The sequence below is a fragment of the Bacteroidota bacterium genome (assembly GCA_018692315.1).
GTDB lineage: Bacteria > Bacteroidota > Bacteroidia > Bacteroidales > JABHKC01 > JABHKC01.
The window spans coordinates 50,603-76,543 of the sequence record JABHKC010000045.1; the positions used below are offsets into that span (position 1 = coordinate 50,603).

At 32.5% G+C, this 25,941-nt stretch carries 21 protein-coding genes; 12 read left to right on the top strand and 9 right to left on the bottom strand.

Annotation, left to right across the window (positions count from 1 at the left end):
* Positions 1-75: 75 nt before the first annotated feature.
* Together HN894_03940 and HN894_03945 are read right to left on the bottom strand one after the other, a co-directional pair.
* The gene (locus HN894_03940) at positions 76-777 is read right to left on the bottom strand and encodes a PspA/IM30 family protein (GenBank protein MBT7142466.1); all 702 of its coding nucleotides are present in this window, start codon (positions 775-777) and stop codon (positions 76-78) included.
* Positions 778-821: 44 nt separating this feature from the next.
* Complete coding sequence (locus HN894_03945; GenBank protein ID MBT7142467.1) at positions 822-1,217, bottom strand: molecular chaperone Tir; 396 nt, start codon at positions 1,215-1,217, stop codon at positions 822-824.
* 272 nt (positions 1,218-1,489) lie between these two features.
* Between HN894_03945 and HN894_03950 the strand changes: the two genes are divergently transcribed.
* Positions 1,490-2,227 carry a DUF4476 domain-containing protein gene (locus HN894_03950; protein MBT7142468.1) on the top strand — a complete coding sequence of 246 codons (738 nt, stop codon included), beginning with the start codon at positions 1,490-1,492 and terminating at the stop codon, positions 2,225-2,227.
* 104 nt (positions 2,228-2,331) lie between these two features.
* On the opposite strand, the gene HN894_03955 is transcribed toward HN894_03950, so the two are convergent.
* Positions 2,332-5,004, bottom strand: coding sequence for a T9SS type A sorting domain-containing protein (locus tag HN894_03955; GenBank protein MBT7142469.1), 2,673 nt, complete (start codon positions 5,002-5,004; stop codon positions 2,332-2,334).
* Positions 5,005-5,172: 168 nt separating this feature from the next.
* Here HN894_03955 and HN894_03960 point away from each other — a divergent pair, with 168 nt between their 5' ends.
* Positions 5,173-5,619 carry a dCMP deaminase family protein gene (locus HN894_03960; protein MBT7142470.1) on the top strand — a complete coding sequence of 149 codons (447 nt, stop codon included), beginning with the start codon at positions 5,173-5,175 and terminating at the stop codon, positions 5,617-5,619.
* Positions 5,620-5,688: 69 nt separating this feature from the next.
* Here HN894_03960 and lpxD read toward each other — a convergent pair whose 3' ends face one another.
* Together lpxD and HN894_03970 are read right to left on the bottom strand one after the other, a co-directional pair.
* On the bottom strand, positions 5,689-6,708 hold the full coding sequence (lpxD, locus tag HN894_03965) for a UDP-3-O-(3-hydroxymyristoyl)glucosamine N-acyltransferase (protein ID MBT7142471.1): 1,020 nt from the start codon (positions 6,706-6,708) through the stop codon (positions 5,689-5,691).
* A gap of 190 nt (positions 6,709-6,898) precedes the next feature.
* The gene (locus tag HN894_03970) at positions 6,899-8,146 is read right to left on the bottom strand and encodes an HD domain-containing protein (GenBank protein ID MBT7142472.1); all 1,248 of its coding nucleotides are present in this window, start codon (positions 8,144-8,146) and stop codon (positions 6,899-6,901) included.
* 197 nt (positions 8,147-8,343) lie between these two features.
* Between HN894_03970 and rimP the strand changes: the two genes are divergently transcribed.
* The 3 genes from rimP (at position 8,344) to infB (ending at position 13,490) form a co-directional block, all read left to right on the top strand.
* Positions 8,344-8,811: a ribosome assembly cofactor RimP gene (gene rimP, locus HN894_03975; protein MBT7142473.1), complete on the top strand. Its 468-nt coding sequence runs from the start codon at positions 8,344-8,346 to the stop codon at positions 8,809-8,811.
* A gap of 7 nt (positions 8,812-8,818) precedes the next feature.
* Positions 8,819-10,057: a transcription termination/antitermination protein NusA gene (gene nusA, locus HN894_03980; GenBank protein ID MBT7142474.1), complete on the top strand. Its 1,239-nt coding sequence runs from the start codon at positions 8,819-8,821 to the stop codon at positions 10,055-10,057.
* 100 nt (positions 10,058-10,157) lie between these two features.
* A complete protein-coding gene (infB, locus tag HN894_03985) occupies positions 10,158-13,490 on the top strand; it encodes a translation initiation factor IF-2 (GenBank protein ID MBT7142475.1) in 3,333 nt (1,110 codons plus the stop codon).
* Positions 13,491-13,493: 3 nt separating this feature from the next.
* On the opposite strand, the gene amrS is transcribed toward infB, so the two are convergent.
* Both amrS and amrA read right to left on the bottom strand, forming a co-directional pair.
* Positions 13,494-14,501, bottom strand: coding sequence for an AmmeMemoRadiSam system radical SAM enzyme (gene amrS / locus HN894_03990; GenBank protein ID MBT7142476.1), 1,008 nt, complete (start codon positions 14,499-14,501; stop codon positions 13,494-13,496).
* 23 nt (positions 14,502-14,524) lie between these two features.
* Entirely contained in the window at positions 14,525-15,058 is a 534-nt protein-coding gene (gene amrA, locus HN894_03995) for an AmmeMemoRadiSam system protein A (GenBank protein MBT7142477.1), read from the bottom strand.
* Positions 15,059-15,376: 318 nt separating this feature from the next.
* On the opposite strand from amrA, the gene HN894_04000 reads away from it, so the two are divergent.
* From HN894_04000 to gltA, 3 genes are all read left to right on the top strand, one after another.
* Positions 15,377-16,249 (top strand): hypothetical protein, encoded by an 873-nt coding sequence (locus HN894_04000; protein MBT7142478.1) that lies wholly within the window; start codon positions 15,377-15,379, stop codon positions 16,247-16,249.
* Positions 16,250-16,352: 103 nt separating this feature from the next.
* Positions 16,353-17,177, top strand: a complete 825-nt coding sequence (locus HN894_04005) for a sulfide/dihydroorotate dehydrogenase-like FAD/NAD-binding protein (protein MBT7142479.1) — start codon at positions 16,353-16,355, stop codon at positions 17,175-17,177.
* A gap of 500 nt (positions 17,178-17,677) precedes the next feature.
* The gene (gene gltA, locus HN894_04010) at positions 17,678-19,039 is read left to right on the top strand and encodes an NADPH-dependent glutamate synthase (GenBank protein MBT7142480.1); all 1,362 of its coding nucleotides are present in this window, start codon (positions 17,678-17,680) and stop codon (positions 19,037-19,039) included.
* 97 nt (positions 19,040-19,136) lie between these two features.
* Here the strand turns inward: gltA and HN894_04015 are convergent, their stop codons facing one another.
* Positions 19,137-20,498 carry a T9SS type A sorting domain-containing protein gene (locus tag HN894_04015; GenBank protein MBT7142481.1) on the bottom strand — a complete coding sequence of 454 codons (1,362 nt, stop codon included), beginning with the start codon at positions 20,496-20,498 and terminating at the stop codon, positions 19,137-19,139.
* A 68-nt stretch (positions 20,499-20,566) separates the two neighbouring features.
* A complete protein-coding gene (locus tag HN894_04020) occupies positions 20,567-21,469 on the bottom strand; it encodes a hypothetical protein (GenBank protein MBT7142482.1) in 903 nt (300 codons plus the stop codon).
* Positions 21,470-21,864: 395 nt separating this feature from the next.
* Between HN894_04020 and HN894_04025 the strand changes: the two genes are divergently transcribed.
* The 4 genes from HN894_04025 to HN894_04040 form a co-directional block, all read left to right on the top strand.
* A complete protein-coding gene (locus tag HN894_04025) occupies positions 21,865-22,593 on the top strand; it encodes a (Fe-S)-binding protein (protein MBT7142483.1) in 729 nt (242 codons plus the stop codon).
* Between the two features lie 142 nt (positions 22,594-22,735).
* Entirely contained in the window at positions 22,736-24,292 is a 1,557-nt protein-coding gene (locus HN894_04030) for a bifunctional response regulator/alkaline phosphatase family protein (protein MBT7142484.1), read from the top strand.
* A 47-nt stretch (positions 24,293-24,339) separates the two neighbouring features.
* Complete coding sequence (tsaE, locus tag HN894_04035) at positions 24,340-24,756, top strand: tRNA (adenosine(37)-N6)-threonylcarbamoyltransferase complex ATPase subunit type 1 TsaE (protein MBT7142485.1); 417 nt, start codon at positions 24,340-24,342, stop codon at positions 24,754-24,756.
* Positions 24,757-24,810: 54 nt separating this feature from the next.
* Positions 24,811-25,941 (top strand): glycosyltransferase family 2 protein (locus tag HN894_04040; GenBank protein ID MBT7142486.1); only part of this gene is annotated, 1,131 nt, incomplete at its 3' end.

Here is a 25,941-nt window from a genome sequence, read left to right on the forward strand (position 1 = left end):
TCGGAAAGCACAAACCACAAATTCATAGATAAATTATCTGTGAATTTGTGGGATTTTCTTTTACATACCGAAATGCTAAATTTTCATTTTTGCTTTTAGTTCAGCAAGAGCATCGGAGGCTTCAATAGATTTATCGTCTGAAAGTACAGAGTCAATTTCGTCGTCGAGGCTTTTGTTTTCGTTTGAGATATCGCCATAAGCTTGTGCCAATGCCTCATCTTGCTCCACTTTTTCTTTCATTCGTTCTAAGGTTGAAATTGTTCCACCGCTATCAATCTGAGACATTTGCTTATTGAGTTTTTTGGTAGTAGCACTAACTTTTGCTCTTGCCTTCAGAGTTTTTAGTTCGTTTTCGTAATGCGAAATATTCGACTTTAATTTTTTAACATTTGCATCAATCTGAGAAATATTTTGTTCAAAATTCTTTGAGTTGGCTTCAGCAGTAGTTCCCTGCTTTGCGGCTTCTTCTTTTTTCAACAGAGCTTCGCTTGCTAATCTGTCGGCTTCGGCAGGTTCAATTTTTCCTTCTTGAGCTCTTTTTAAAACTAACATTGCCTTTTTTTCGTAGTCGGCAGCTTTGTTTTTATAGCTTGAAGCTTCGTTTTTCGATCTTATTGACATTGCTTTGACTTCTGCCAATGCTTGAAGACTTTTGTCGAGGTCGTTTTTCAAATCGCGTATTCCTTGCTCTGTCAACCGAATTGGGTTTTCGAGCTTATCAATTGCTGCATGGGCTTCTGCTTCACCCATCTTAAATAATCTTTGGAAAAAATTCATTTCTATTTATTTAAATTTTAATAATATTATATAATTCGTATGGCTTATTGTCTTGAAAAATTTAACATTTCATCTGTGTATTCGCTCAAAAGTAAAACTAATGAATTTAATGAGCCTTGAATTTCGTTTATGTCAAGATTTTCTAATTGAAGTGTATCGCGAAAAATGATTTTTTTGCCCGATTCGTCGATTACGAATGCTCCATGAACGATATTCCTGTTTATTTGAAGTAGTTTTTTATATGTATCGCAATTTTCAGATTCAACATCAAATAGGTATTGCTCTATTATCAAAATAGGATCATCGCAAGCAATCATCAAATTTTTAATGCCATCTTCTTCTTTTTGTATTACAAAAACTGAATCGTCAATGTTTTCCGAAACTATTTCGTATTCTAATTCTATAAGGTAGTTTTTTACTTTCAAAAAATAATTGTCCATTATTGTGTTTATTTAATTAATAATTCAATTCCAAACGGCAAGAAACTAATAAATATTTTACTTTTTCAAAGATATAAAATTAAAATTGTTTTAGGTGATATTAGCAAATAATTGTTTAATAAATGAAAAGATTGAATTTATATCATAACTTAAATGTTAGATACATAATATGTTAAGAAGATATTTCAAATTGTAATTTATAATATTTGATTTTTGGCACACATCTTGGAAACAAGTCATCAATTATTTTAATTAACTGAGGAGGATAAATCATGAAACGCACATTTTTAACATTAGCAGTAAGTTTTTTACTAAGTTTTTCTTTGTTGGCATATACAACATCCGGCAGATCGAAATTAAACATAAAAACATGGAACGGAGAAAAATTTTCATTAATAATTGATAATAAATCATATTCAAAACCACAAAGCATATATAATATCGAAAATCTTCTTCCGGGAAAACACCATATAATTGTTAAAAGAAAAGTTCATAAACGACGAGGTGGTTCTCATACACGTACAATATACAATGGTTATATAAACATTCCGGCAAGCTCAAAAGTGAAAGCAACAGTTCAAAGACATCAGAAACTCTCAATTGTTGATATAGATCCAATAGTTAGTGTTACACCTGTGGTGGTTCATGGAAATGTTGCAATAAACAACCATGGTAAGCACAACACAGCAATAAACAGTCATGGACAACATGTTGTACCGGCAGGAATTTCATCACGCAGTTTTCAAAACTTGAAACATACGATTGTTCGCACAAGCTTTGATGATGAAAAATTGATAGTTGCCCAACAAGCAATTGCCTCTCACAGAGTTAGTTCTCAACAAGTTCTCGAACTGATGAAATTATTTAGTTTCGATTCAAAGAAATTAGAATTAGCAAAATTTGCATACGCATACACTTTAGATAAACAAAATTACTACATCGTAAATAGCGGTTTTACTTTTAGCAGTAGTGTAAGAAAGTTAAACAGCTATACCTCATCATTCCATTAATAAGCAATTTAATTATTGACCCAAAATTAAAGCCGTACATAAGCATGTACGGCTTTTTTTTATAACTTTAGTTAACTTATATTTTGCAAAAACTTTGGAATTTTCTATTTTGTAAGAACAATTTTTCTGGTGTATATTTTATCGCCAACAATAATATTCAAAAAATAAATCCCACTTTTTAGATTATTTAAATTGATAGTATGCAGGTATTTATCGATATTGTATTCCTCAAATATTTTCTTTCCAAAGACATCAAAAACCTGAATTCCTTCAAGAGTAGAAAAATTATTTGACTGAATATTTAGAAAATTGGAAGTTGGATTCGGATAAACTGTAAGATAATCGTTGTATAAATTTTCATTGACACTCACATCATTCATAGTTGTAAATTTCCATGAATCGCACCACGAGCTATTTGTAATTACAGAAGAAACAGCTTTTACGTGCCAGAAATAGTCAGTTTCAAAATCTAAACCGCCAATCAGCAAAAAAGTATCGCTGGTATTTTGAGTATAAACCATACTTACAAAATTTGAATCAGTTGTGTATTGAATATAGTAGTCTTCGCTATCTGCAACAGGGTGCCATTGCAGCATGACATTGTTTGTTGGTAGATTTATACTTAGATTTGGCGGACTTGTCAAAAATGGTGCTGCCAGCCCTACCTCACTTGTCGTGAAATGACTTGTATATGTCCAGTCGGAAACAAAATTACCATCATATGTGCGAACTCTCCAATAATATGTTGTATTAAAATTTAAGTTTAAAATATCGGCAAATGAAACAGGGCTAAATTGTTCTGTTGCATTTGTCAAATCAGGATTTGTGCTTATTTGGAAATGGTATCCTGTGGCTCCATTTATGTCAGTCCAATCTAATTGTGGGTCGATATCTACCTCAATTTCGCTAAGAAGTGGAGAAACTAAAACTGGAGGGATTGGTAATTCAAGCATTTGATTTCCAGTACTGAACCATCTTGTTTCCCAAATAGCAGTATCAATGGTATTACTCATTCTTACGCGCCAAAAATAAAATCGGTTTGCAGCGAGAGGTCCGGTAAAGTATTCGGTATCAGAGCTGTCGTTACTTGCATATAGATAAGGTATGGTTTCCTGAATTAAAAATGGAGTATTAAAAGCATTGCTTGTATCAACTTCTAAATAATAAAAATTTGCTCCCTCGTGAGCCCACCAATCTAAAGTAATGCCGGCAAGATCTTGATTTAGAGCTTCGTTTTGCGGACTGTACAAACCTACTTGTTGAAGAGTATAAAAATTCCAGGGAGTTGTCCATTTTGTTGTGTCTTCATCATTTCGTGCTCTAATTCGCCAATAATAATATTCGCCGAAATACAAATTTTCTAAATATTTTTCTGTATCAATATTTAAGCTACTTGAATTTATGTAATCGTTTATGCCTTCGTAAAATATTGGCGAATTAAAATTTATGGAAGTATCTATTTGATAATCGTAATAATTCACACCAGTGTGAGCATCCCAATCGATGGTAGTTGAAGTAAAAGTACTTGAAAATGAAATTGGAGCATTCATAAATAATGTATCGTGAATTGTAAAACTCCAGATATCAGACCAAACTGTTGTATCTACTGCATTGCGTGCTCTGACACGCCAAAAATATTTTTTGCCAAAAAACAAATTGAAAAGATAGTATTCTGTATCTTGATTGCTGCTGAATTGATTAATGTAAGATGTAGTCCCAATGAAAATGGCAGAGGTATTAAATTGAGAGCTTGTATCTATTTGAAAATCATAAAAATCGACACCACTATATGCATCCCAATCTATAGTTGTTCCTGTGAAAGAAAACGAATTATTTGCTGGACTGCTTAAAAACATTTCGTCTTTTGTGGTAAAATTTCTTGTAGCCGACCAGCTTGATGTATCAACTGCATTTATAGCCCGAACTCGCCAAAAATGCTGTTTCCCAAAAAATAAATCATCTACAAATTCTTCGGTATCGGAATTATTGTTCAGAAAAAATTGAAAAGTATCGATTCCTGTTTGATAGGCACCAGAATTAAAGTTTGGAGTAGTATCAACAGCAAATTGATAAAGCTCAATTCCATCGAATGCAAACCAATCGAGTGTAATGCCAGCATAAACAAGGCTCCCATTGACTGGTTCATAGAGAGTAACATAATCGTATGTGTTGAAATTCCACGCAATTGACCAACCCGATGTATCAACTAAATTTCTGGCTCTTACTCTCCAATAGTAGGTTTTTCCAAAATATAAGTTCTCAATAAATTCTTCGCTATCAGAAAAATTATTCAAATAGCTTAAATATGCAGTGCTACCCTGGACAAGTGCTACTGAATTAAAATTTGGGCTTGTATCTAATTCAAAATCGTAATTATCAACTCCCTCGTGAGCATTCCAGTCTAATAATATTCCTGTGAAATTATAAGTTCCCGAGAAGGGCAACGATAAATTGACATAATTTCTTGTAATGAAAGCCATATTTGAAGACCACGCAGAGGTATCTGTTGCGGAAAGTGTCCGAACTCGCCAGTAATAGGTTTCACCAAAGAACAAATCATCGACGAAATGTTCGGTGTCACCCCAAGTATTTGCTGTACCTAATGATGCCTCAAGTGTATCGAACAGAAATGGAGAATTGAAGCTGGTAACTGAATCAATCTGGAGTTGATAGTAGCTGGCTCCTGCAACAGCATTCCAATCTAACATTACACCTGCCCATGTAAGTGAAGAGTTAAACGGCGAGACCAGAACTGGGGCATCTATTGCAAAGTTCATTCTGAAACAGAGCATTAGTACTATATAAAGGCTTAAGAATTTCGAAGTTTTTAACATATTTTTATTTTATTATTTTTCACAAAACTATAATTTTTATTTTCAAATTTGTGTTATCTTCAATTATAAAATATTTTTGTCGTTTAAAAATTTGGCAATAACAGATAGATTATGAATACACTTTCTGCAGAAAAAAAGGAAAAACAAATTCAATTTGACAAATTGTATCTTGAAATGGCTAAAGTTTGGGCAAAAAATTCTTATTGCACTCGGCGAAAAGTTGGTGCTTTATTAGTTAAAGATCGGATGATAATTTCCGATGGATTCAATGGAACACCTTCTGGTTTTGAAAACATTTGCGAAGACAGCAATAACAAAACCAAACCTTATGTGCTTCATGCCGAAGCAAATGCAATAACTAAAGTAGCTAAATCGAACAATAGTAGCCAGGGTGCAACTTTATATATTACCTCTTCTCCTTGTCTCGAATGCTCGAAATTAATAATTCAGGCAGGAATAAGTAGGGTTGTGTATGCCGAGAATTATAGAAAAAATGAAGGATTGCAGTTGTTGGAAAGAGCCAATATAGAATTGCTTTATTTGGATATTTTAGAATAATATTATTGAGTTATTAAATTTTATATTATTCTATTTGGAAAGAATTTTTGAAAAATGGTTCTATATTCCTTAAAGGCTTTTTTCGATTGTGTCGATCTGTTTTTTTAGTTGTGGAAGATTCTTGAATATAACTAATGATTTTTGATAATCGATGATTTTAAAAGCGGGCGAGCCTTGATAAATTGCACCTTTCTCTTTTATACTTTTAGCAATTCCCGACTGAGCTGCAATTTTCACTTCATCAGCAATAGTCAGATGACCAATTATCCCAACCTGACCGCCTATCATGCATGCTTTGCCAATTTTGGTTGAACCTGCAATTCCGCTTTGTGCAGCAATTACAGTATTTTCTCCAATTTCAACATTATGCCCAATTTGAATTAAATTGTCTAATTTAACTCCCTTTCTAATAATTGTTGAACCAATTGTTGCTCTGTCTATTGTTGTATTTGCCCCAACTTCAACATTATCTTCAATAATAACATTTCCAATTTGCGGAACTTTTTTATAATCATTATTTTTTTGTGGAGCGAAGCCAAATCCGTCGCTTCCTATTACCACTCCACTGTGGAATGTGCAATCTGAACCTATTTTACATTCGGAATAAATTCTTACACCTGAATTTATTATTGTGTTTTCTTTTATTTCAACATTGTCAGCAATATAGCAATTTGGGTAAATTTTTACATTATTGCCAATTTTTACATTTTGTCCGATGTAGGTGAAAGCACCAACATACACATTATCAGGAATTTCTATATCTTGAGAAATAAAAGATGGCTGCTCAATTCCTTGTTGGTTTTTTTTAAGACTTTCGTAGATAGTTAATAATTCAGCAAAAGATTCATAGGCATTTTCAACTCGAATAAGAGTTGGCGAAACCTCTTTTTCAATTTCAAAATCTTTATTAATAATAACTATATTTGATTCTGTTGTATAAAGATATTTGTTATATTTTGGGTTTGCAAGAAAACTTAAAGTACCTGTTTTACCATCTTCGATTCTTGAAAAATCTGAAACAGTTACATTTCCATCTCCTTCAACATTACCCTTCAATATTTGTGCTAAATAATTTGCAGTAAATTCCATAAAAAATGATTTTTGCAAATGTAATATTATATTTAATAGCTCACTAATTTTGCATTATTTTATTGAAGAATAGGGCTAAAATGCAAAATTAAAGCATATGAATATTTTTATTTTGAATTCAAGCTATGTTCGAAACAATGGTTTTTTCGACAAAAGAATTCATAGATTGAATATTTCAATTTGAGAATAATCAAATAAGATCTTTCGGATAATACAAAAAATGCTTCACAACATTTTTACTGAAAGCAGTTAGATTTTGCATATCAGAAGCTTCTTCAAAATCGACTAATTTTCCTGATTTGTAGATTACGTTTATTTTTTCAGAATTAAGGTTGTACGCACTGTTACTCAGTTTATTTGAAAAGACATAATAAGAAACATCGTTTTTTGAAATGCCGTATTTTTTCATTGCTAATTTCTCCAAATGGTCTATTTTATCAGGCATAAATTCAGTATTAGAAATTTCTACTTTAAATAAACGCCTATTAATTAATCGTTTGCACTGGTCGGAAAGGATTTTGTCTTTGTGGTCTGACCAAACTTTTATAGAAGAAAAAACATCGCTATCGTCTAACTTTGAAAATATTTCTAAAATTGATTTTGAATTAGTTTTTTCAAAATCATTTTTAGATATTTTATTTTCTAATAGAAATGAAAATTCAGGAATTGAAAACAATTTTTCTCCAGATTGAGCCAGTTCTTTAGCGCGCATTAGAATTTTTGCAATCATAATTTCTGCCGACAGAACCGCTTTATGCAAATATACCTGCCAATACATAAACCGCCTGGCGATTAAATATTTTTCAACTGAATAAATTCCTTTTTCTTCAATAACTAATTCATTATCTACAACATTAAGCATTTTAATTATTCTGTCGGAACCAATAATTCCTTCCGAAACTCCTGAAAAAAAACTGTCGCGCCTCAAATAGTCTAATCTGTCAACATCCAATTGACTTGAAATTAGCTGATGTAGATACTTTTTGTGATATTGATTATTAAAAATCTTAATAGCATTTTCTAGTTTGTTATCAAAATAGTTATTTAAATCTACAAAATACTGACCTGTAATAAACTCATGATCAATATTATCAATAATTATTCTTTCGAGCGAATGAGAAAATGGCCCATGCCCGATATCGTGCAGTAAAATTGCAATCATTGCAGACTGGGCTTCCTCTTCCGAAATTTCATGCCCCTTATGTTTTATCACTTCAATTGCCAATTTCATAAGATGCATAGAGCCAACTGCATGTTGAAAACGAGTGTGAGTAGTTCCCGGATAAACATAAAAAGTCAAGCCTAATTGTTTTATTCGCCTCAATCGTTGAAAATATGGATGCTCAATTATGTTGAAAACCAATTCGCTTGGGATATTTATGAAGCCATAAACCGGATCGTTAATTATTTTTTGATAATATTTCTTTGCTTCTTTCAATATTCTATATATTTCTATAAATGATAAACAATAAATAGAGCAAATTAAGTAAATTTTGCATTCAATTTGAAAATAGAACAAAATATTTAAAAAAAACAGCAATTACTTTGCATTTATAAAATATTGTGTACTTTTGCAGCGATTAGCGAGGAAGATTTTAATAGGGGACGATGTCCCCTATTTTATTAATATTTTTTATGATTGATATAGATTATCTGAAAAAAATTGTTGAAGAGGAAATTGCCAAAAAAGAAATATTTTTAGTAAGTGCAGATATTAGTTCGGACAGTAGTATAACTGTTAAAGTGGACAGTATGGCTGGAGTTTCGATAAAAGAATGTGTAGAACTGAGCAGATTTATTGAAAATAATTTCGACAGAGAAGACAATGATTATCAACTTCAAGTTACATCTCCTGGTTTAGATCAACCATTTCATGTGCTTGAGCAATACAAAAAAAATATTGGAAAAGAAATTGAAATTTTGCTTTCTGATGGCAAAAAATTGAATGGAGCCCTAATATCGGCAACCGACATTGAAATTGAAATTGTAGAAGAAAAAAGAATAAAATTAGAGGGGAAAAAGAGAAAAGAATTAGTTAAAGAGCAAAAAACGATAAAATATAAAGATATGAAGTCAGCTAAATTAAAAATTATGTTTAAATAAAGTCAAAATGAAGAATTTAAACTTAATTGATACATTTTCAGAATTTAAAGAATTAAAAAACATAGATAGAACAACAATGATGAGTGTTCTTGAAGATGTTTTTAAGAGCTTAATTAGAAAAAAGTACGGCACTACCGAAAATTTCGATATCATTATAAATATCGATAAAGGTGATTTCGAGATATGGCGTAATAGAGAAATAGTTGATGATGAAGATTTTGAAGATGAAATACTTGAAATTCCTCTATCGAAGGCATTAAAAATCGATGCAGATTATGAAGTTGGGGAAGACTATACAGAGCGTGTTGAACTGAATGATTTTGGAAGAAGGTCTATTTTGTCTGTCCGTCAGAATCTAACTACAAGAATTCTCGAAATTGAAAAAGATGGCATTTTCGGCAACTATAAAGATAAAATTGGAGAAATAATTACAGGAGAAGTTTATCAGGTCTGGAAAAAAGAAATATTAGTACTTGATGATGAAGGAAATGAACTAATACTTCCGAAACAGGAGCAAATACCATCAGATTATTTCAAAAAAGGCGATAGTATTCGTGCAGTAGTCATAAAAGTTGATATGCGAAATAACAATCCTTTGATAATAATTTCACGCACTTCGCCAATTTTCCTTGAAAGACTTTTTGAATTAGAAGTTCCTGAAATTTTCGATGGACTTATTACCATTAAAAAAATTGTTAGAAAACCTGGAGAAAGAGCAAAAATTGCTGTAGAATCTTACGACGAAAGAATTGATCCGGTTGGTGCATGTGTTGGCATGAAAGGATCCAGAATACACGGAATTGTTAGAGAACTACGAAACGAAAATATTGATGTGATAAACTTTTCTCAGGACATTAAACTATTTATATCGAGAGCATTAAATCCTGCAAAAATTACATCAATAAACATTCTTGAAGAAGAAAAAAGAGCAGAAATATTCCTCAAACCAGATCAAGTATCACTTGCAATTGGGAAAAGTGGATTAAATATTAAATTGGCTGGACAATTGGTTGATTTAGAGCTTGATGTATATCGCGATATTGATGTTGAAGACGACGAAGATGTTGATATTGAAGAATTTTCTGACGAATTAGAAGGATGGATAATTGACGCACTAAAAGCAATAGGATGCGATACTGCAAAAAGTGTTTTAGAGCTGTCATTCGAAGATTTAGTTAAACGAACGGATCTTGAAGAAGAAACGATTACATATGTTATGCAAATTATAAAAGCAGAATTTGAATAAATAATACTTGTTCATTAGCTGATATAATTAATTTTAATATTTTATTTTTAACAATTATTGTTTGAAAAAGATTTTTAATAATCTGAGACGAAATTTAATTATGGCAGAGGTTAAAAAGGCGAAAAGATTAAGTAAACTTGTTAAGGAATTTAACGTAGGAATGTCAACTATTGTTGAATTTCTTGAGAAAAAGGGCTTAAAGATTGAAGCCAAACCTACATCTAAAGTCCCTCCTGAATTTTTGGATATTCTTAATAAAGAGTACAGTTCTGATGTGCAAGCAAAAGAGCAATCTAAAGAATTTAGCAAAAAAACTAAAATTATTAGAAGCCAGTATTCGGCTAAAGATAAAACTGAAGAGTCTTTAGAAACTGAAATAATTGAAGAAAATGACGATCAGAAGGATATAGAAACCGAAACACAGCAAACAAAGGAAATTTCTAATGATATAATAGAAGAACAGGAAATTTCTCAGCAAGAAACTTTAGAAGATCTTTCAGAAGAAAAACATACTACTGAAGAGATTAATGAAATAATTGGCCAGGAAGTAGAGATTAAAACTATTGAAGTGGACAAAGTTGTTGAAACTCCAACTGAACAAGCTGTCGAGCAAGAGGTAGTATTGGAAGCTACCGAGTCTGATAAAGCTGAAAGTATTGATGAGGAAATAAAACCTGAAACTGTAGAAGAAAAGCCTGAAGAAGTCATTGAACAAATACAGCCAATTGAGCAGGAGCTTGACGAAATAATCCCAGAAGAACCGGTCGAACAAAAAACTCAGCCTGCTGAAGAAAAAATTAGTAAACCTTCCGTAGAAATTTCAGACGATTTGCCTGTTGTGGAAGAAAGTAGTTTTGAGGAAGATTCAAAAGTTGAATCAACAGAAGAAACTCAAGAAACCATAGCTTCAAAACCTGTTCCTGAAAAGGCTGAAGAGATTATAGAAAGTAGCCCAGCAGTTGAAGAAACTATCGTACAGGAAAAAACAACAGAAGAGAAAGCCGATATAACAAAAGGTGGAAAAGAAAAAGAAATAAAGGTTGTAGGCAAAATCGATTTAGATTCAATAAATCAAAAAACACGACCTGGAAGGAAATCGTATGCCGAAAAAAGAGCAGAAAAGAAAGCCAAAGAAATTGAAAAATTGCAGGCAAAATCGAAACGGAAACCTGAAAAAGCTGATGGAGTAAAAGAATCGACAGTTCAGGCAGAAGAGACAAAAGTTGCTCAAAAACCAAGCAAAGAAAAACCTGAGGCTTCAAAGACTGAAGATGGAGTTTACAAGCCTGAAATTAGAAAACTTTCAGGACCTACTGTTGTCGGAAAAATAGATCTTGACAAAATTACTACCAAAAAAGTTAGCTCCGATAACAAAGAAGAACCAAAAAAGAGAAAGAAAAAACGAAAGAGAATAAAAAAGGAACGCGTTGATGTAGCTCAAAACATTCAGGTTCAGAAAAAAGAAAAGCAAAAAACTGACAATAGGAAGCATGATAAACAAAAGAAGAAAATTGTCAGAACTGAAATATTAGAAGTAGATGTTCAGAAGCAAATAAAAGATACATTAGCAAAACTCACAAGCAAAGGAAAATCGAAAGGTTCCAAGCACCGAAGGTTAAAAAGAGAAGCTGTTTCGCAAAAAAGCATTGATGATGCAATAAAAGTAGAAGCCGAAAAAAATGTTCTGAAAGTTACGGAATTTGTTTCGGTCAACGAAATTGCCACAATGATGGATATTCCAGTGAACAATATCATTTCTACTTGCATGAATTTGGGTTTGTTTGTTTCAATAAATCAAAGGCTCGATGCAGAAACTATTACCTTGGTTGCAGACGAGTTCGGTTTCAAAACAGAATTTATAAGTATAGATGTTCAGGAAGCAATCAATGAAACGCAGCCAGAAGAAGACGAAAAAAACCTAAAAAGTAGAGCACCTATTGCCACAGTTATGGGACATGTTGACCATGGAAAAACATCGCTGTTAGATTATGTAAGAAATGCAAATGTAATAGCAGGAGAAGCTGGAGGAATTACCCAACATATTGGAGCATACAATGTTACACTTTTCAACGATAAAGAAATTACTTTTTTGGATACTCCCGGGCACGAAGCATTTACAGCAATGCGTGCAAGAGGTGCACAAGTAACTGATATTGCAATAATTGTAGTAGCCTCAGACGACAAGGTTATGCCTCAAACCGTTGAAGCAATTAATCATGCTACAGCAGCAGGTGTGCCAATAGTTTTTGCTATCAACAAAATTGATAGACCAGGTGCAAATCCCGAAAAAATAAAGGAAGAATTAGCAAATCTGAATTTTATGGTCGAAGATTGGGGCGGAAAATATCAATCGCAAGAAATATCGGCAAAGTTTGGAAAGAATATAGAAGAACTTCTTGAAAAAGTCCTGTTAGAAGCCGAAATGCTGGAGCTTAAAGCAAATGCCGACAGAAAAGCCACAGGAACTGTGATAGAATCGTCATTAGATAGAGGTAGAGGATATCTCGCAACAATTTTGGTTCAAAATGGCACTCTACGTATTGGCGACACTCTCCTTGCCGGAATGTATTCCGGGAAAGTGAAAGCAATGTACAACGAACGCGGTGTAAAAGTTGAAATTGCAGGACCATCAAGCCCCGTAATGATTTTAGGTTTAGATGGTGCTCCGCAAGCCGGCGATGGATTTAATGTAATGAAGAACGAAAGAGAAGCTCGCGAAATTGCAAATAAACGCCTTCAACTTTTCAGAGAACAAGGATTAAGAACACAAAAACATATTACTCTCGATGAAATTGGTAGAAGACTTGCATTAGGTAATTTCCAGGAAATAAACATTATTGTAAAAGGTGATGTTGATGGAAGTATAGAAGCACTTTCAGACTCATTAATTAAACTATCTACAGAAAAATTCCAGGTAAATATTACTCATAAAGCTGTTGGTCAAATTTCCGAATCGGATGTAATGTTAGCTTCTGCCTCTAATGCTATAATTGTGGGATTTCAGGTACGACCATCGATAAATGCAAGAAAACTTGCCGAAAAGGAAGAAATCGATATTAGACTTTATTCGGTAATTTACGATGCCATAAACGACATGAAAGATGCAATGGAAGGAATGCTTTCCACCGAATTGAAAGAAGATATTATAGGCTCTGTTGAAATTCGTGAGGTATTTAAAATTTCTAAAGTTGGAACAGTTGCAGGTTGTATGGTTAAAGAAGGCAGAATCGAACGTAATGCAAAAGTTAGGTTAATTCGTGAAGGAATTGTAATATACACAGGAGATTTAGCATCGCTTAAACGATTTAAAGAAGACGTAAAAGATGTCGCTTCTGGCTACGAATGCGGTTTAAATATAGCTAATTTTAATGATATAAAAGTTGGCGATATTGTAGAGGCATTTAAAATGAAAGAAGTAAAACAAACTTTGTAAATTCTATTCAGTAGAAATAATATTGTTTCCACAATAATAACAAGAACCATTGCCGGTAATCCCAATTGTTCTAATCAAATAATCGCGCCTGATTATTACCATTTTTCCGCATTTGTCGCAGATGGTATCGTTTCCTTCGCTAAGCAAAACATTGCCCAGGTAAACATACTTCAAATGCTTTTTAGCGATATTGAATAATTCTAATATTTTCTTTACCGGAGTTTGTTCTATTGTCATTTGAAATCTAGGGAAATAACGAGAAATATGAAGCACGGTTTTTGTGCCAAGTTCATAAGCAATCCATTTCACCATTTCTTCAAAAGTTTTGGCATCGTCGTTGATTGAAGTAACTATTAAATTCGTAATTTCAAGATGCTTAGAATGGCTTTTTATTGTTTTCAAAGTATTCAAAACAGGTTGCAAACTCGCTTTTGAAATTTTCTGATAAAACGAATTTTCAAACGATTTTAAATCTACATTAAATGCATCGACATAGTTGCAAATTTCTTTCAATGGCCGTTCATTTATAAAACCATTAGTTACCATAATATTTTTTAATCCTTCCTTTTTAGCAATTTTCGCTGTGTAGAGCAAAAATTCGTACCAAATAGTTGGCTCGTTGTAGGTATATGCAATTCCAATATTATTTTTAGATTTTAGTGCTTTGTCAATTATCTGCTTAGGTTGATAATCTCTTAAATATGAAAATTTTTCAACATTCGATTGTGAGATTTCCCAATTTTGGCAAAACTCGCATTTCATATTGCAACCCACACTTCCAAACGACAAAATTGATTTGCCCGAATGAAAATGATATAAGGGTTTTTTTTCGATTGGGTCGATTGCAATCGAGCAAATTCTTCCATAATTTTCTGAATACAGTTTGCCTTCATTGTTTTTTCTCGATTCGCAAATTCCATGATTCCCTTCAGCTATTTTGCAATTATGAGCACACAAATTACACTCAACTGTTTGCGAATCTATTTTCCGATAATATAAAGCTTCTTTCATAGTTTTGAAAATTAAAGTATTCTTTAATGATAGCGCGTTGCCGTAAATTTTTGAATATTTAGGTTTTCGTAATTATCATATATCCCAGCCTTTCGTTTAACAATATCGAGCTGATATTTAACGGTTTCAATGCCTTCAAGATTTGGTAATAACACTGCTTTTCTATAAGAATTATCCGAAACAATCACTCCAAAATTTTGAGGATCGAGTTCCGAAATATCATTTACAATTTCTGGTATCGACAGGACATCTACAGAAACTTCAATGCTATCCAACTCATCAGCTGTAATAGGAGAAAACCTCGAATCTCTTGACGAAGCAGCAATTGCATTGTCAATAATTTCATGAAACAAACAAGTTCTAACAGGTTCGATAGTGCCTATACATCCTCTTAGCGAACCATCTTTTTTATGAATTGAAACAAAGCAGGCTTGCTTTTTAGATAGCAATTCAGGGATTTTTTGTTGCCTAAACAATTTTAAGTTTCTTTTTTTAACAGAAGTTAAAATTGTTTCCAATGCCAGTTTAGAATATATAGTTTTTGGTTCATACATCATTTCACCATTATGTTTTTCCCAAAATTAGCAAAAAGTTTTCCTTTTTCAAAAACTCAATTAGTTGTTTTGTTGAATACGAAAATAATAGCTGATTTCTTGCTTCAAAATTCTGGTTGTCGTGCAATAAACATCAAGCTATCTTTAAATATATTTTTATTGTTTTTTAGAAAAAATTCATAAAAATATTTAAAATTAATTTTTAATACACTCACTTTTTTATAGCACATTTTGTCTAAAATATTTTTTGAAATGGAGTTTTCATAATAAAAATATTATACTTTTACGCTTTTAAAATGAAGTTATTAATATATAAATATTATGAATAATTTTATATCAGTTCCAGTAAAATGCCCCTTATGCGGAGAATCCTTAATGGATAATGCTCAATTAGTTGATAATGAGAAAAGTATCAGGCTTATTATTAAAATTGAAGATAAAAAAGGAATAATTAGGTTAAGTTCTATTTATGGCAGCTTCAACCATATTTCTGATATTGAAATACCACCAGATGCTGTAGCCTACTTCTATTGCCCTCATTGTAAATCTCAATTGACGAGCGACATTGAATGCAAATCGTGTAGTTCAAATATGGTTCCATTTAATTTAGATATTGGTGGAAAAGTTAGTATTTGTGCAAAAAGTGGTTGTCAACATCATTTAGTTGAATTTGAGAACTTTTCCGATGCCCTGAAAAAGCTTTATGCCGAATATGGCTTCAGAGGTGGAGCATATCCTAAAGATTTAGATTTGCGAATAAACGATAATGAAGAAAAAGTAATTTCTATAGATGAAGAAAAAGAAATTATTGAAAGTGGCACCTTTCTTCAAACATATTGTCCGTATTGTAATAAAAGCCTTATCGAAAACGACATGTTGAAGCTTAAAATAGAAAATGGCACAATTGGTTATTTGATGCTAAGCCCATATTTGAACGTTTTCACATCAAAATCAACAATGTTTCTACCAGAAGACAAAACTGTAGAAAACATTAGCTGCCCGCATTGCAATAAGAATTTAATTGAAACTGAGAATAACTGCGGAAAATGCGGTTCAAGAATTGCTAAAGTTTCAGTTAGTGCCAGAACAAAATTCATAGATTTTTATTTATGTACAAAAAAAGGCTGCAAATGGCATGGACTTACAGATAAAGACTACGAAGAAATAAGACTTGAGGATAGCCTTGAATGGTAACTAAAATATAATTCTAATCCAGAGTAAAACAACACTAGTGTTACTATTAAAAAAGTATGAATCCTAATATTTAAATATATACATAAATTAATACGATAATAAAATGTTTCAAATTCTTAGAAAGCAATCAATGGCGGAAGGCACAATCATTCGTTTCGACGTAAGTGCTCCCAAAATTGCAAAAAAAATCAAAGCCGGACAATTTATTATTCTTCGTGTAAACGAAACTGGCGAACGAATACCATTGACTGTAGCCGACAAAGATGAATTTGCCGGAATTATTACACTTATTTTTCAAATTGTAGGAAAAACTACTGCTCTACTTGGTTCTTTAAACGAAGGTAATCTCATAAAAGACATATCAGGACCTCTTGGAATGGCTGCCGATTGCGAAAAAGTGGGCACTGTAGTTATGGTAGGAGGCGGAACAGGAGTTGCAATTCTTCATCATGTAGCAAAAGCCTTTAAGGAAGCCGGAAATTATGTTATTGGAATTATTGGTGCCAGAGATAAGAACATGCTCATTTTGGAAGATGAGATGAGCTATATTTGCGATGAACTGATAATTACTACCGATGATGGAAGTTATGGTCGTCAAGGATTTGTTACTCAACCTCTCGAAAAATATCTTGAAGAACGTTTCGATATTAAATTAGTTTATGCAATTGGTCCTATCATTATGATGAAAAATGTTGCAAATCTTACCAAAAAATTCAATACACCAACCATGGTTAGCCTCAATCCAATTATGATTGATGGAACCGGAATGTGTGGATGTTGCAGAGTAACTGTTGATAAGAAAACAAAATTTGCTTGCGTTCATGGTCCCGATTTCGATGGCCACAAAGTAGATTTCGACGAACTCGCAAAACGTAACGACAATTATCTTCAAGCAGAAAAAACTTCATTGCTTTTTTCTATTCGATAATCTTTATTTAGTTTTATCTAATTGCAGAATATAGTATAATAACTTCATACATTTAATAACCATAAACTCCGAACATAATGTTAGAACACGATATAAAATATTTAAAATTTAGGTCATACTTAAACACTTATTGCTCACATTGTAAAAACAGTTTTAATGTTGATACAAAAGACAGTAAAACATTAAGATTCAAAGCTAAATACAGAGGCAAAGAAATAGACTTAACATTAAGTCCATATTTAGATGTTTTTGAAATACAAACATCTATCCCTATTGGATCCGAAGAACGTTTGGAAGATATTATGTGTCCGAAATGCAAAAAAAGTCTTGTAAACAAAGAAGTTAGTTGCGGCGAATGTGGGTCTAATGTTGGAGAAGTTATAGTTTCAGCACATTCAAAACTATTGCCTTTTTATCTATGCTTAAAACATGGTTGCGAATGGCATGGTCTCTCAAAAGCAGATGAGAGAAAAATAAAGCTAAAAATTCCTCGGCAAGCAATGCCGGAGCAAGATCAAAAACTCAGGGCACACAATCATCAGGAAGTTCCATATGGCTATACTACCGAACTTGCAAGTTTAGAAGCAGGAAGGTGTCTTCAATGCAAAAATCCTAAATGTGTAGATGGTTGTCCGGTAAATATTAATATTCCTGCGTTTATTGCCTTGATTGCTGAAGATAAAATAAATGAAGCAGTCAAAAAAATTAAGGAAACAAATGTTTTGCCAGCAATATGTGGAAGAGTTTGCCCGCAAGAATCACAATGTGAAGAAAGATGTATAGTAGGAATAAAAGATACACCTGTTGCAATTGGCCGCCTGGAAAGATTTGTTGCCGATTACGAAAGAAAAATGGACTTAGTCAAAGTCCCTGTAATTAAAGAAAAAAATAATAAAAAAATTGCTGTAATTGGTTCAGGCCCTGCAGGTTTGACGGTTGCAGCAGATATGCAGCAAAAGGGATACTCTGTTACAGTTTTCGAGGCTCTTCACGAAACCGGAGGAGTATTAACTTATGGTATTCCGGAATTTAGACTTCCAAAATCGATAGTTCAGTTCGAAATAGATTTCTTAAAAGAAATGGGTGTTAGATTTGAGCTAAATCATGTTATTGGAACATTATTAACCGTAGATGAATTGTTAGAACATTTTGATTCGGCATTTATTGGCGTAGGTGCCGGTTTGCCAATGTTTATGAATGTAGAAGGCGAAAGTCTGGGGAATGTTTTCTCATCAAACGAATATTTGACAAGAATGAATTTGATGAAAGCATACAAATTTCCTGAGTATGATACCCCAATGCCAAAAGCAAACAAAGTAATTGTTGTAGGTGGAGGAAATGTTGCAATGGATTGTGCACGAACTGCAATTCGAACGGGCTCTTCTGAAGTTACCATAGTTTACAGACGTTCGCGTCACGAGTTACCGGCTCGTCTCGAAGAAATTCATCATGCCGAAGAAGAAGGGATTAAATTTAAGCTACTTACAGCTCCTACAAGATATGTTGGAACCGATGCAAATATGTTGAAATCGGCAGATTGCATTAGAATGGAATTGGGAGCTCCTGACGATTCAGGACGAAGACGACCTGTTCCAATAGAAGATTCAGAATTTACTATAGAATGCGATTTAGCAATAGTTGCAATTGGAACAAATCCAAATCCTATCATTTTTGAGACAACCCCGGATATGAAACGAAACAAATGGGGATACATTGATGTGAACCCAGAAACAAACGAAACGAGCAAAGAGTTTGTTTATGCTGGCGGAGATATTGTTACAGGATCGGCTACTGTTATCGAAGCAATGGGTGCAGGCAGAATTGCAGCAAATGCAATGCACAAAAAACTTTCGAAAATGTAAAAGCCATTTATCATAAAAAAAGCCTCTATATTAAATAGGGGCTTTTTTGTTTTATTAGGTTATTACCTGAATTTCTGATATTTTTTTGAATGAGATTTTATTTCAGTAGAATAAGTTTTTTACTAATTATTTCATTTCCAACTAAAATACTTAGAAAATATAGCCCACTTTTTTGCTCAGCAATATTAATTTCAATCAAAGAATTATAGGAAAAAGTTTCAAAAACTTCATTCCCGAGAATATCAAGAACCTTCAGTGAAACTTCAGAATTCAATTTGTTTTCCAAGAAAAATTTGCCATCAATATTTGGGTTTGGAAACACATTGAATATATTTTCATTTTTGATATTTAATATTCCAACTATATTGTCAACCACCACTGTGTCTTGAACAATACAGTTATTTAAGTCCGATACAGTTACCAAATATGTTCCAGCACATAAATTAATAGCTGTATCAGAATTTTGATTTTGTGGTTCGTTCCATTGATATGAAAATGGCGTAGTACCTCCAGTTACGCTCACTGTTGCCATACCAATGCAAAAACTATTTGTGTCGCTAACAACAAAATTCTCTATTAATAATTCACTTGGCTGCGAAATAATTGCGGTTTCGCTAGTATCCGAACAACCGAATAAGTTTGTAACAATTATATTGTAAATTCCAGTATCTAAATTATTAAAAGTTCCTGTAGCTTGAGACACGTAACCATTGAAATAGGATAGATCTGTGGCAGCCTGCGCTTCTATGGTAATCGCCCCATCATTTGATTCATAGCAATTCAGGTCTGTAGAAATGACCGAGTCAATTACCACAGATTCGTGAATTAATATAGAATCGTAAGTCAAAAATCCATCTATAAAATTAGTAAGATTTAATGTCCAATTTCCATCTGTTGTTTCACAAGGAATCAAAAAATCTGCAAATAATTCTGAATTATTCGAACAGTTTACATTGTTAGCATAAATTGTTGAACTACCCTGATTGAACCAAACTGTTTGCGTCCCTTGCAAAAAGTGAGTATTTTGTCCTGAAAGGCTAATTGTTAGTTCCTCTCCTTCATAAATTGTATCGGGTTCAACATTAATTATTTCTGGTTGATATGGCGAGTTTACAAGCTCAAATCCATCGTTTTTTGTGATTAAACCATCAATGTAATTTCCTACATTCACATCCCACAAGCCTATATTTGAGTTGAAAGGAATAAAAAAAGTTGCAGTCAATAATTGATTGTTAGTTGCATTTATCGATGCAGGAAAAGGATAGATTGTTGAACTAGCTTGATTGAACCAAATTGTCTGACTTCCTTGAGCAAAATGAGTATTTTGTCCGCTAAGTTCAATAGTCAGAATTTCTCCCTGATAGGCAGAATCTGGTGTAACAGTTAAAATTGTTTGTCCAAAAATACTTACAGTAGTTAAGAAAACTAATGAAATGAATATGATCCAATTTTTTGCCATAACAACTTATTTTAGATTAAAAAAGCCCCGATATGGAGCTTTAATAACTAATTATTATGAGTTTTTCTTTATTGATCTACATTTTTTCCATCGCCAATAAACTCGTATCTATGGTTATGATCTTCAACTGTAGTAAATGTATATGTTCCTTCACAATTGTAATCATTTCCTTGAGTATCATAAGCCTCCCAGTTTCTATCAACTTCTTGATAAAACCCTCTGTCATTATATGAGGTAGTCAATGTTAGTTCTTTATCGTTTAATTTGTCAATTTCAAATATCATTGACTCATTTTTGAAAGTAATAGCATTAATATAGTTATAATCGAAAGAAAGATCAGGCAATTTATATATTGCTTCAATATCGAATTGAATTAATGGAAAACCGGCAAACTCGACAGCAGATTTACTTCCTAAAGAATTTTCTTGCCAATGCCATGTATCAGTATATTCATACGTTCCTGAAAATGTTTTTCCGAACTGCATATCTCCTTCAGCGTCTGGCGAGAGTGGGAAGTTTTCTTCAAACAGATTGAAAGTTACATAAACTCTGTATTCGCCATTGGTTTTTATAGAAATTTCGTAGCTGTAATTTACAGACCTTTGAATATTTTGGGCATCTTCAAATTCACTTCCTTCATAAGGATCAAAAAATATTCTTGTTGTTGTATATTTTCTGTCATAGTTTACCATACTATTGGTATAAATGTAGGTTTTACTTTCAGTATCCGTTTCAACATAGTTCTCGATTCCTACAACATCCTCACAATCGTTGCTTAACCATTTGAATTCTTCATTGAAAGAAAATGAATTAATTGAGGTTCCTGCTTCAAGAGTCCATACGGCTGATAAACGATTATCTCGGGTTCTGAATGATAAAAATGGGTCGTTTTCGCCTACCTGACAACTGTTCACAGAAACTAATGATGTCAGCAAGATTACTGCTACAAGTAGATTTAATATTCTTTTCATGGTTTATTTGATTTATTAACAATAACTAAATAAAAAAAAATACAAATTTATTTTATTTTTAAAATATTACAAACAAAAAAAGTAATAATTAGAAGAACCGAAATTATTTCTTCTTAATTAACATATTTATTTAAAGATAATTGAGATATCTACATCTCAAACTTCAGCTTACATAAGCACAAAAACTTCAAAAAATAATAGCAACTTTCTATCAATCAACAAAATAAAATATAATTATCAGTTTTGACAAAATTATTAACGATTTATAAATCAAATTATTCTAAAGATAGCTATGTCTTTTTTCTGCTTAAATTTAATGTGTCAGTAATTTCAATTAAAAATTGTCAATTTAGAATTAACAAGTAGTTTTGCCAATAAATAAATTTTCATTAGTTATGATTGTTGATCTGTTTATTCCTTGTTTTGTTGATCAGGTTTATCCTGAAACGGGATTTAATGTCATTAAAATTCTAAAAAAATTAGATATAGAAGTATTTTATAATCCAAAACAAACTTGTTGTGGGCAGCCATCGTTCAACAGCGGATATTGGAAGGAAACAAAAGAAATTGCATCAAAATTTCTAAAAGATTTTCCGAACGATAGACCAATTGTAAGCCCCTCGGGCTCGTGCTCTGCTTTTGTAAAAAATTATTACGGCGAGCTTTTCAGCGATGATTCTTCCCTCGAAAAATTTGAGATTTTAAAAAATAATATGTTCGAGTTAAGCGATTTTTTGGTCAATTATTTGAAGGTTTACGATCTTGGTGCTGTTTTTCCTGCGAAAGTTACATATCATGATGCCTGCTCTGCTTTACGCGAATACGGATTAAAAGAAGAAGCCCGTATTTTGTTGAAGAATGTGAAAGGTCTTGAACTTATTGAAATGAACGAAAGTGATGTTTGTTGTGGTTTTGGGGGCACTTTTTCGGTAAAGCACAAATCAATTTCAACGGCAATGACTCAACAAAAAGTTGAAAATGCCATGAAAACCGGAGCGGAATATATTGTAACAACTGAAGCATCATGTATTTTAAATATCGAAGCATATATTAAAAAGCAAAAACTTCCTATTAAAACAATTCATATTGCTGATATTCTCTCATCATTTGAGGAAGAATTATAGTTTTGTTTCCAAGAATTTGAAAGTTCATTGCAACTTAGCGTCTTTACGAGAAAAAATTTGAGTAATTTCACAATCAAATATTATAGTTTGCGTTTTGGCTTAAAATTTGTTGGAGCCGTTTCCCAAATTTAAAATGAAATATATGAAGAGTGCAAAAATATTGTGGGCTGACGATGAAATTGATTTACTTATGCCTCATGTTTTGTTTTTAGAAGCAAAAGGACACAAAGTTGTAACAGCAAATTCTGGCGATTCTGCCATCGAATTAATAAACAAATATCATAATTTTGATATTATTTTCTTAGACGAAAATATGCCTGGCTTGAGTGGCCTCGAAACACTTTCAATAATCAAAAGCAAATATCCAACAATCCCGATTGTGATGATCACAAAAAGTGAAGAAGAGGATATTATGGACGAAGCTATAGGTTCTAAAATTACTGATTATTTAATTAAGCCTGTAAATCCTAAACAAATTCTGCTTTCAATAAAGAAAAATGTTGAACAAAAACGTCTTATTACAGAAAAAACGACCTCCGATTATCAGATGGCTTTTGGGAAAATTGGAATGCAGATAAATGATTCTTATAGCTACGACGATTGGGTTGAAGTTTATAAAAAAATTATATTCTGGGAATTAGAGTTAGACCGTTCCAATGACAGAACAATGGACGAAGTTCTGAAAATGCAAAAGAATGAAGCTAACAAAAGCTTTGCAAAATTCATCAAAGCTAATTATACATCTTGGTTCGATAAAGATCTGTCTGAAAGACCACTATTGTCGCCCGATATTTTTAAACATAAAATATTGCCATCTATAGATAATGGCGAGCAGGTTTGCGTAATTCTTATCGATAATCTAAGATACGACCAATGGAAAACATTGCAGCCCTCCATCAGAGAATTTTATCAGTTAGACGAGGAGCAATTGTTTTATAGCATTTTGCCTACAGCAACCCAATATTCCCGAAATGCAATGTTTGCCGGACTAATGCCCTCGGAAATTGAGAAACTATATCCTCAACTTTGGCTAAACGACGAAGAGGAAGGAGGGAAAAATATGCATGAGGAAGAATTACTGCAAAAACAGTTAAAGCGTCTTGGGAAAAATATTGATTTTAATTACAATAAAATTACAAATCTTAAAGCCGGAAAAAAACTTGTAGAAAATATCCCGCATTTGCTGAACAAGCAACTAAATGTTGTTGTTGTGAATTTTGTGGATATGTTATCGCATGCACGTACCGAAATGGAAATGATTCGTGAGCTTGCTGGCGACGATTCTGCATATCGTTCTATAACTTTGTCTTGGTTTGAACATTCGCCACTCAAAGATTTTTTAAAGGAGCTTGCCGATAAAAAAATTAAAGTAGTAATTACTACCGATCATGGAACTATCAGAGTAAGCAATCCTGTAAAAGTGATAGGTGACAAAAAGACCAGTACTAATTTAAGATACAAACAAGGGAAAAATCTTAGCTATAAAGCCAAAGAAGTGTTTGAGCTTACAAAACCAAAACAAGCATATCTGCCACTAACAAACGTAAGCTCATCGTACATTTTTTCTATTGGAGACGATTTTTTTGCCTACCCGAACAACTACAATTATTATGTAAATTATTATAAAGATACTTTCCAACATGGAGGAGTTTCTCTTGAAGAAATGCTTATTCCGGTGATTTCTCTTAGCCCAAAATAGGCAGTGGGTAATTTTGTATTCTGGTTTTGACTTCAACTTTTCAAATTATGTTTTCAGCATCAATAAATTCTATTAATGATTTGGATAATATTGCCAAACAATTATTAGAGGAATTTAAACACTATAAAATTTTTGCATTTTATGGCGAAATGGGTGTTGGCAAAACAACTTTTATAAAAGCAATTTGCAAACAGCTTGGTGTCAAAAATCTGGTTACAAGTCCTACTTTTTCAATTATTAATGAATATTCAATTCCTAATTCCGAAAATATTTTTCATTTCGATTTTTACAGAATTGAAAACGAGGAGGAGGCTTTTGATATAGGCTATGAAGACTATTTTTATAGCAATAATTTTTGTTTTGTAGAATGGCCGGAAAAAATTGAAAATTTGCTTCCTTCAGATACTATTTCTATTAAGATTATAGAAAATGATGATAAATCGAGAAGTATAATTTCATTATAAACTTCGCATTGGATAGATAAAATACTATTGTCAACAAATTGCATTTTCTGATACATGAAAAATTTTGCCGACAGTTATATCAAAAGGAACAATTTGCTTCCAAAAATTAGCGAAAGTCCAAATAAAGATTTGAATATTATAGTAGTAATTCCATGTATAAACGAGCCTCTGCTTGAAAAAACTTTGCTTTCACTAAAAAACTGCCAGAAACCTAAATCTGCGGTTGAGTTAATCGTAGTTATAAATTCTGCCGAAAATTCTTCAAATTTGATAAAAGCTCAAAATCGTAAAACTTTAGTTGAAACAGAAAAATGGATAAAAAATAATTCTTCTGATCAACTGAAATATCGAATCATTTTTGTAGAGAATATTCCAAAAAAAATAGCAGGTGCAGGATATGCCCGTAAAATTGGCATGGACGAAGCAATTTTGCGATTTTCGGAGCTGGAAAATGAAAACGGAATAATTGCTTCTTTCGATGCCGACTCCACCTGTCAGGAAAACTATTTTGTTGAAATTGAGAAAATCCACGAAAACGAAAAAACAAATGTTTGTACAATCTTTTTCGAGCACGATATCGAAGGAGAAGATTTTCCGCAAGATGTGTATGATGCAATTATTGAATATGAGCTATATTTAAGGTATTATAAAAATGCCTTGAATTACATAAATTTCCCTTATTCATTTCAAACCGTTGGTTCGAGTTTTACAGTGCGGGCTTGGGTTTATACCAAACAAGGCGGAATGAACAGACGGCAAGCCGGCGAAGATTTTTACTTTTTGCATAAAGTTTTCCCACTCGGAAATGTGCAGGAATTAAACACTACAACAGTATTCCCATCGCCACGTCCATCAGATAGAGTCCCATTTGGGACAGGAAAGGCTGTTCAAAAATATTTAGAGGCTGAGAAAAAAGAATTGCTTACATACAATTTTAATGCTTTTATCCATCTCAAAAGTTTTTTTGATAGAATAAATAAACTTTACAAGATTGATTTAAATACATATAATTTGTTGCTTAAAAATCTACCAAAACCAGTTTCAAATTTTCTGCAATCAATAGACTTTTTTCTAAACTTAAAAGAGATTAACGATAATTCTTCAAGTTTAAAATCATTCAAAAAACGATTTTTTAATACATTTAATGCTTTTATGATTTTGAAATATTTGAATTTTGTGCATGAA

Excerpts from the sequence above, each read along its gene's own strand:
- amrA (MBT7142477.1), bottom strand. The coding sequence starts at position 15,058 with ATGATGTATGAACCAAAAACTATATATTCTAAACTGGCATTGGAAACA.
- HN894_04015 (MBT7142481.1), bottom strand. The coding sequence starts at position 20,498 with ATGGCAAAAAATTGGATCATATTCATTTCATTAGTTTTCTTAACTACT.
- infB (MBT7142475.1), top strand. The coding sequence starts at position 10,158 with ATGGCAGAGGTTAAAAAGGCGAAAAGATTAAGTAAACTTGTTAAGGAA.
- lpxD (MBT7142471.1), bottom strand. The coding sequence starts at position 6,708 with ATGGAATTTACTGCAAATTATTTAGCACAAATATTGAAGGGTAATGTT.
- rimP (MBT7142473.1), top strand. The coding sequence starts at position 8,344 with ATGATTGATATAGATTATCTGAAAAAAATTGTTGAAGAGGAAATTGCC.
- nusA (MBT7142474.1), top strand. The coding sequence starts at position 8,819 with ATGAAGAATTTAAACTTAATTGATACATTTTCAGAATTTAAAGAATTA.
- amrS (MBT7142476.1), bottom strand. The coding sequence starts at position 14,501 with ATGAAAGAAGCTTTATATTATCGGAAAATAGATTCGCAAACAGTTGAG.
- HN894_04000 (MBT7142478.1), top strand. The coding sequence starts at position 15,377 with ATGAATAATTTTATATCAGTTCCAGTAAAATGCCCCTTATGCGGAGAA.
- tsaE (MBT7142485.1), top strand. The coding sequence starts at position 24,340 with ATGTTTTCAGCATCAATAAATTCTATTAATGATTTGGATAATATTGCC.
- HN894_04005 (MBT7142479.1), top strand. The coding sequence starts at position 16,353 with ATGTTTCAAATTCTTAGAAAGCAATCAATGGCGGAAGGCACAATCATT.
- HN894_03940 (MBT7142466.1), bottom strand. The coding sequence starts at position 777 with ATGAATTTTTTCCAAAGATTATTTAAGATGGGTGAAGCAGAAGCCCAT.
- HN894_03955 (MBT7142469.1), bottom strand. The coding sequence starts at position 5,004 with ATGAACTTTGCAATAGATGCCCCAGTTCTGGTCTCGCCGTTTAACTCT.
- gltA (MBT7142480.1), top strand. The coding sequence starts at position 17,678 with ATGCCGGAGCAAGATCAAAAACTCAGGGCACACAATCATCAGGAAGTT.
- HN894_04025 (MBT7142483.1), top strand. The coding sequence starts at position 21,865 with ATGATTGTTGATCTGTTTATTCCTTGTTTTGTTGATCAGGTTTATCCT.
- HN894_04020 (MBT7142482.1), bottom strand. The coding sequence starts at position 21,469 with ATGAAAAGAATATTAAATCTACTTGTAGCAGTAATCTTGCTGACATCA.
- HN894_03945 (MBT7142467.1), bottom strand. The coding sequence starts at position 1,217 with ATGGACAATTATTTTTTGAAAGTAAAAAACTACCTTATAGAATTAGAA.
- HN894_03960 (MBT7142470.1), top strand. The coding sequence starts at position 5,173 with ATGAATACACTTTCTGCAGAAAAAAAGGAAAAACAAATTCAATTTGAC.
- HN894_03950 (MBT7142468.1), top strand. The coding sequence starts at position 1,490 with ATGAAACGCACATTTTTAACATTAGCAGTAAGTTTTTTACTAAGTTTT.
- HN894_04030 (MBT7142484.1), top strand. The coding sequence starts at position 22,736 with ATGAAGAGTGCAAAAATATTGTGGGCTGACGATGAAATTGATTTACTT.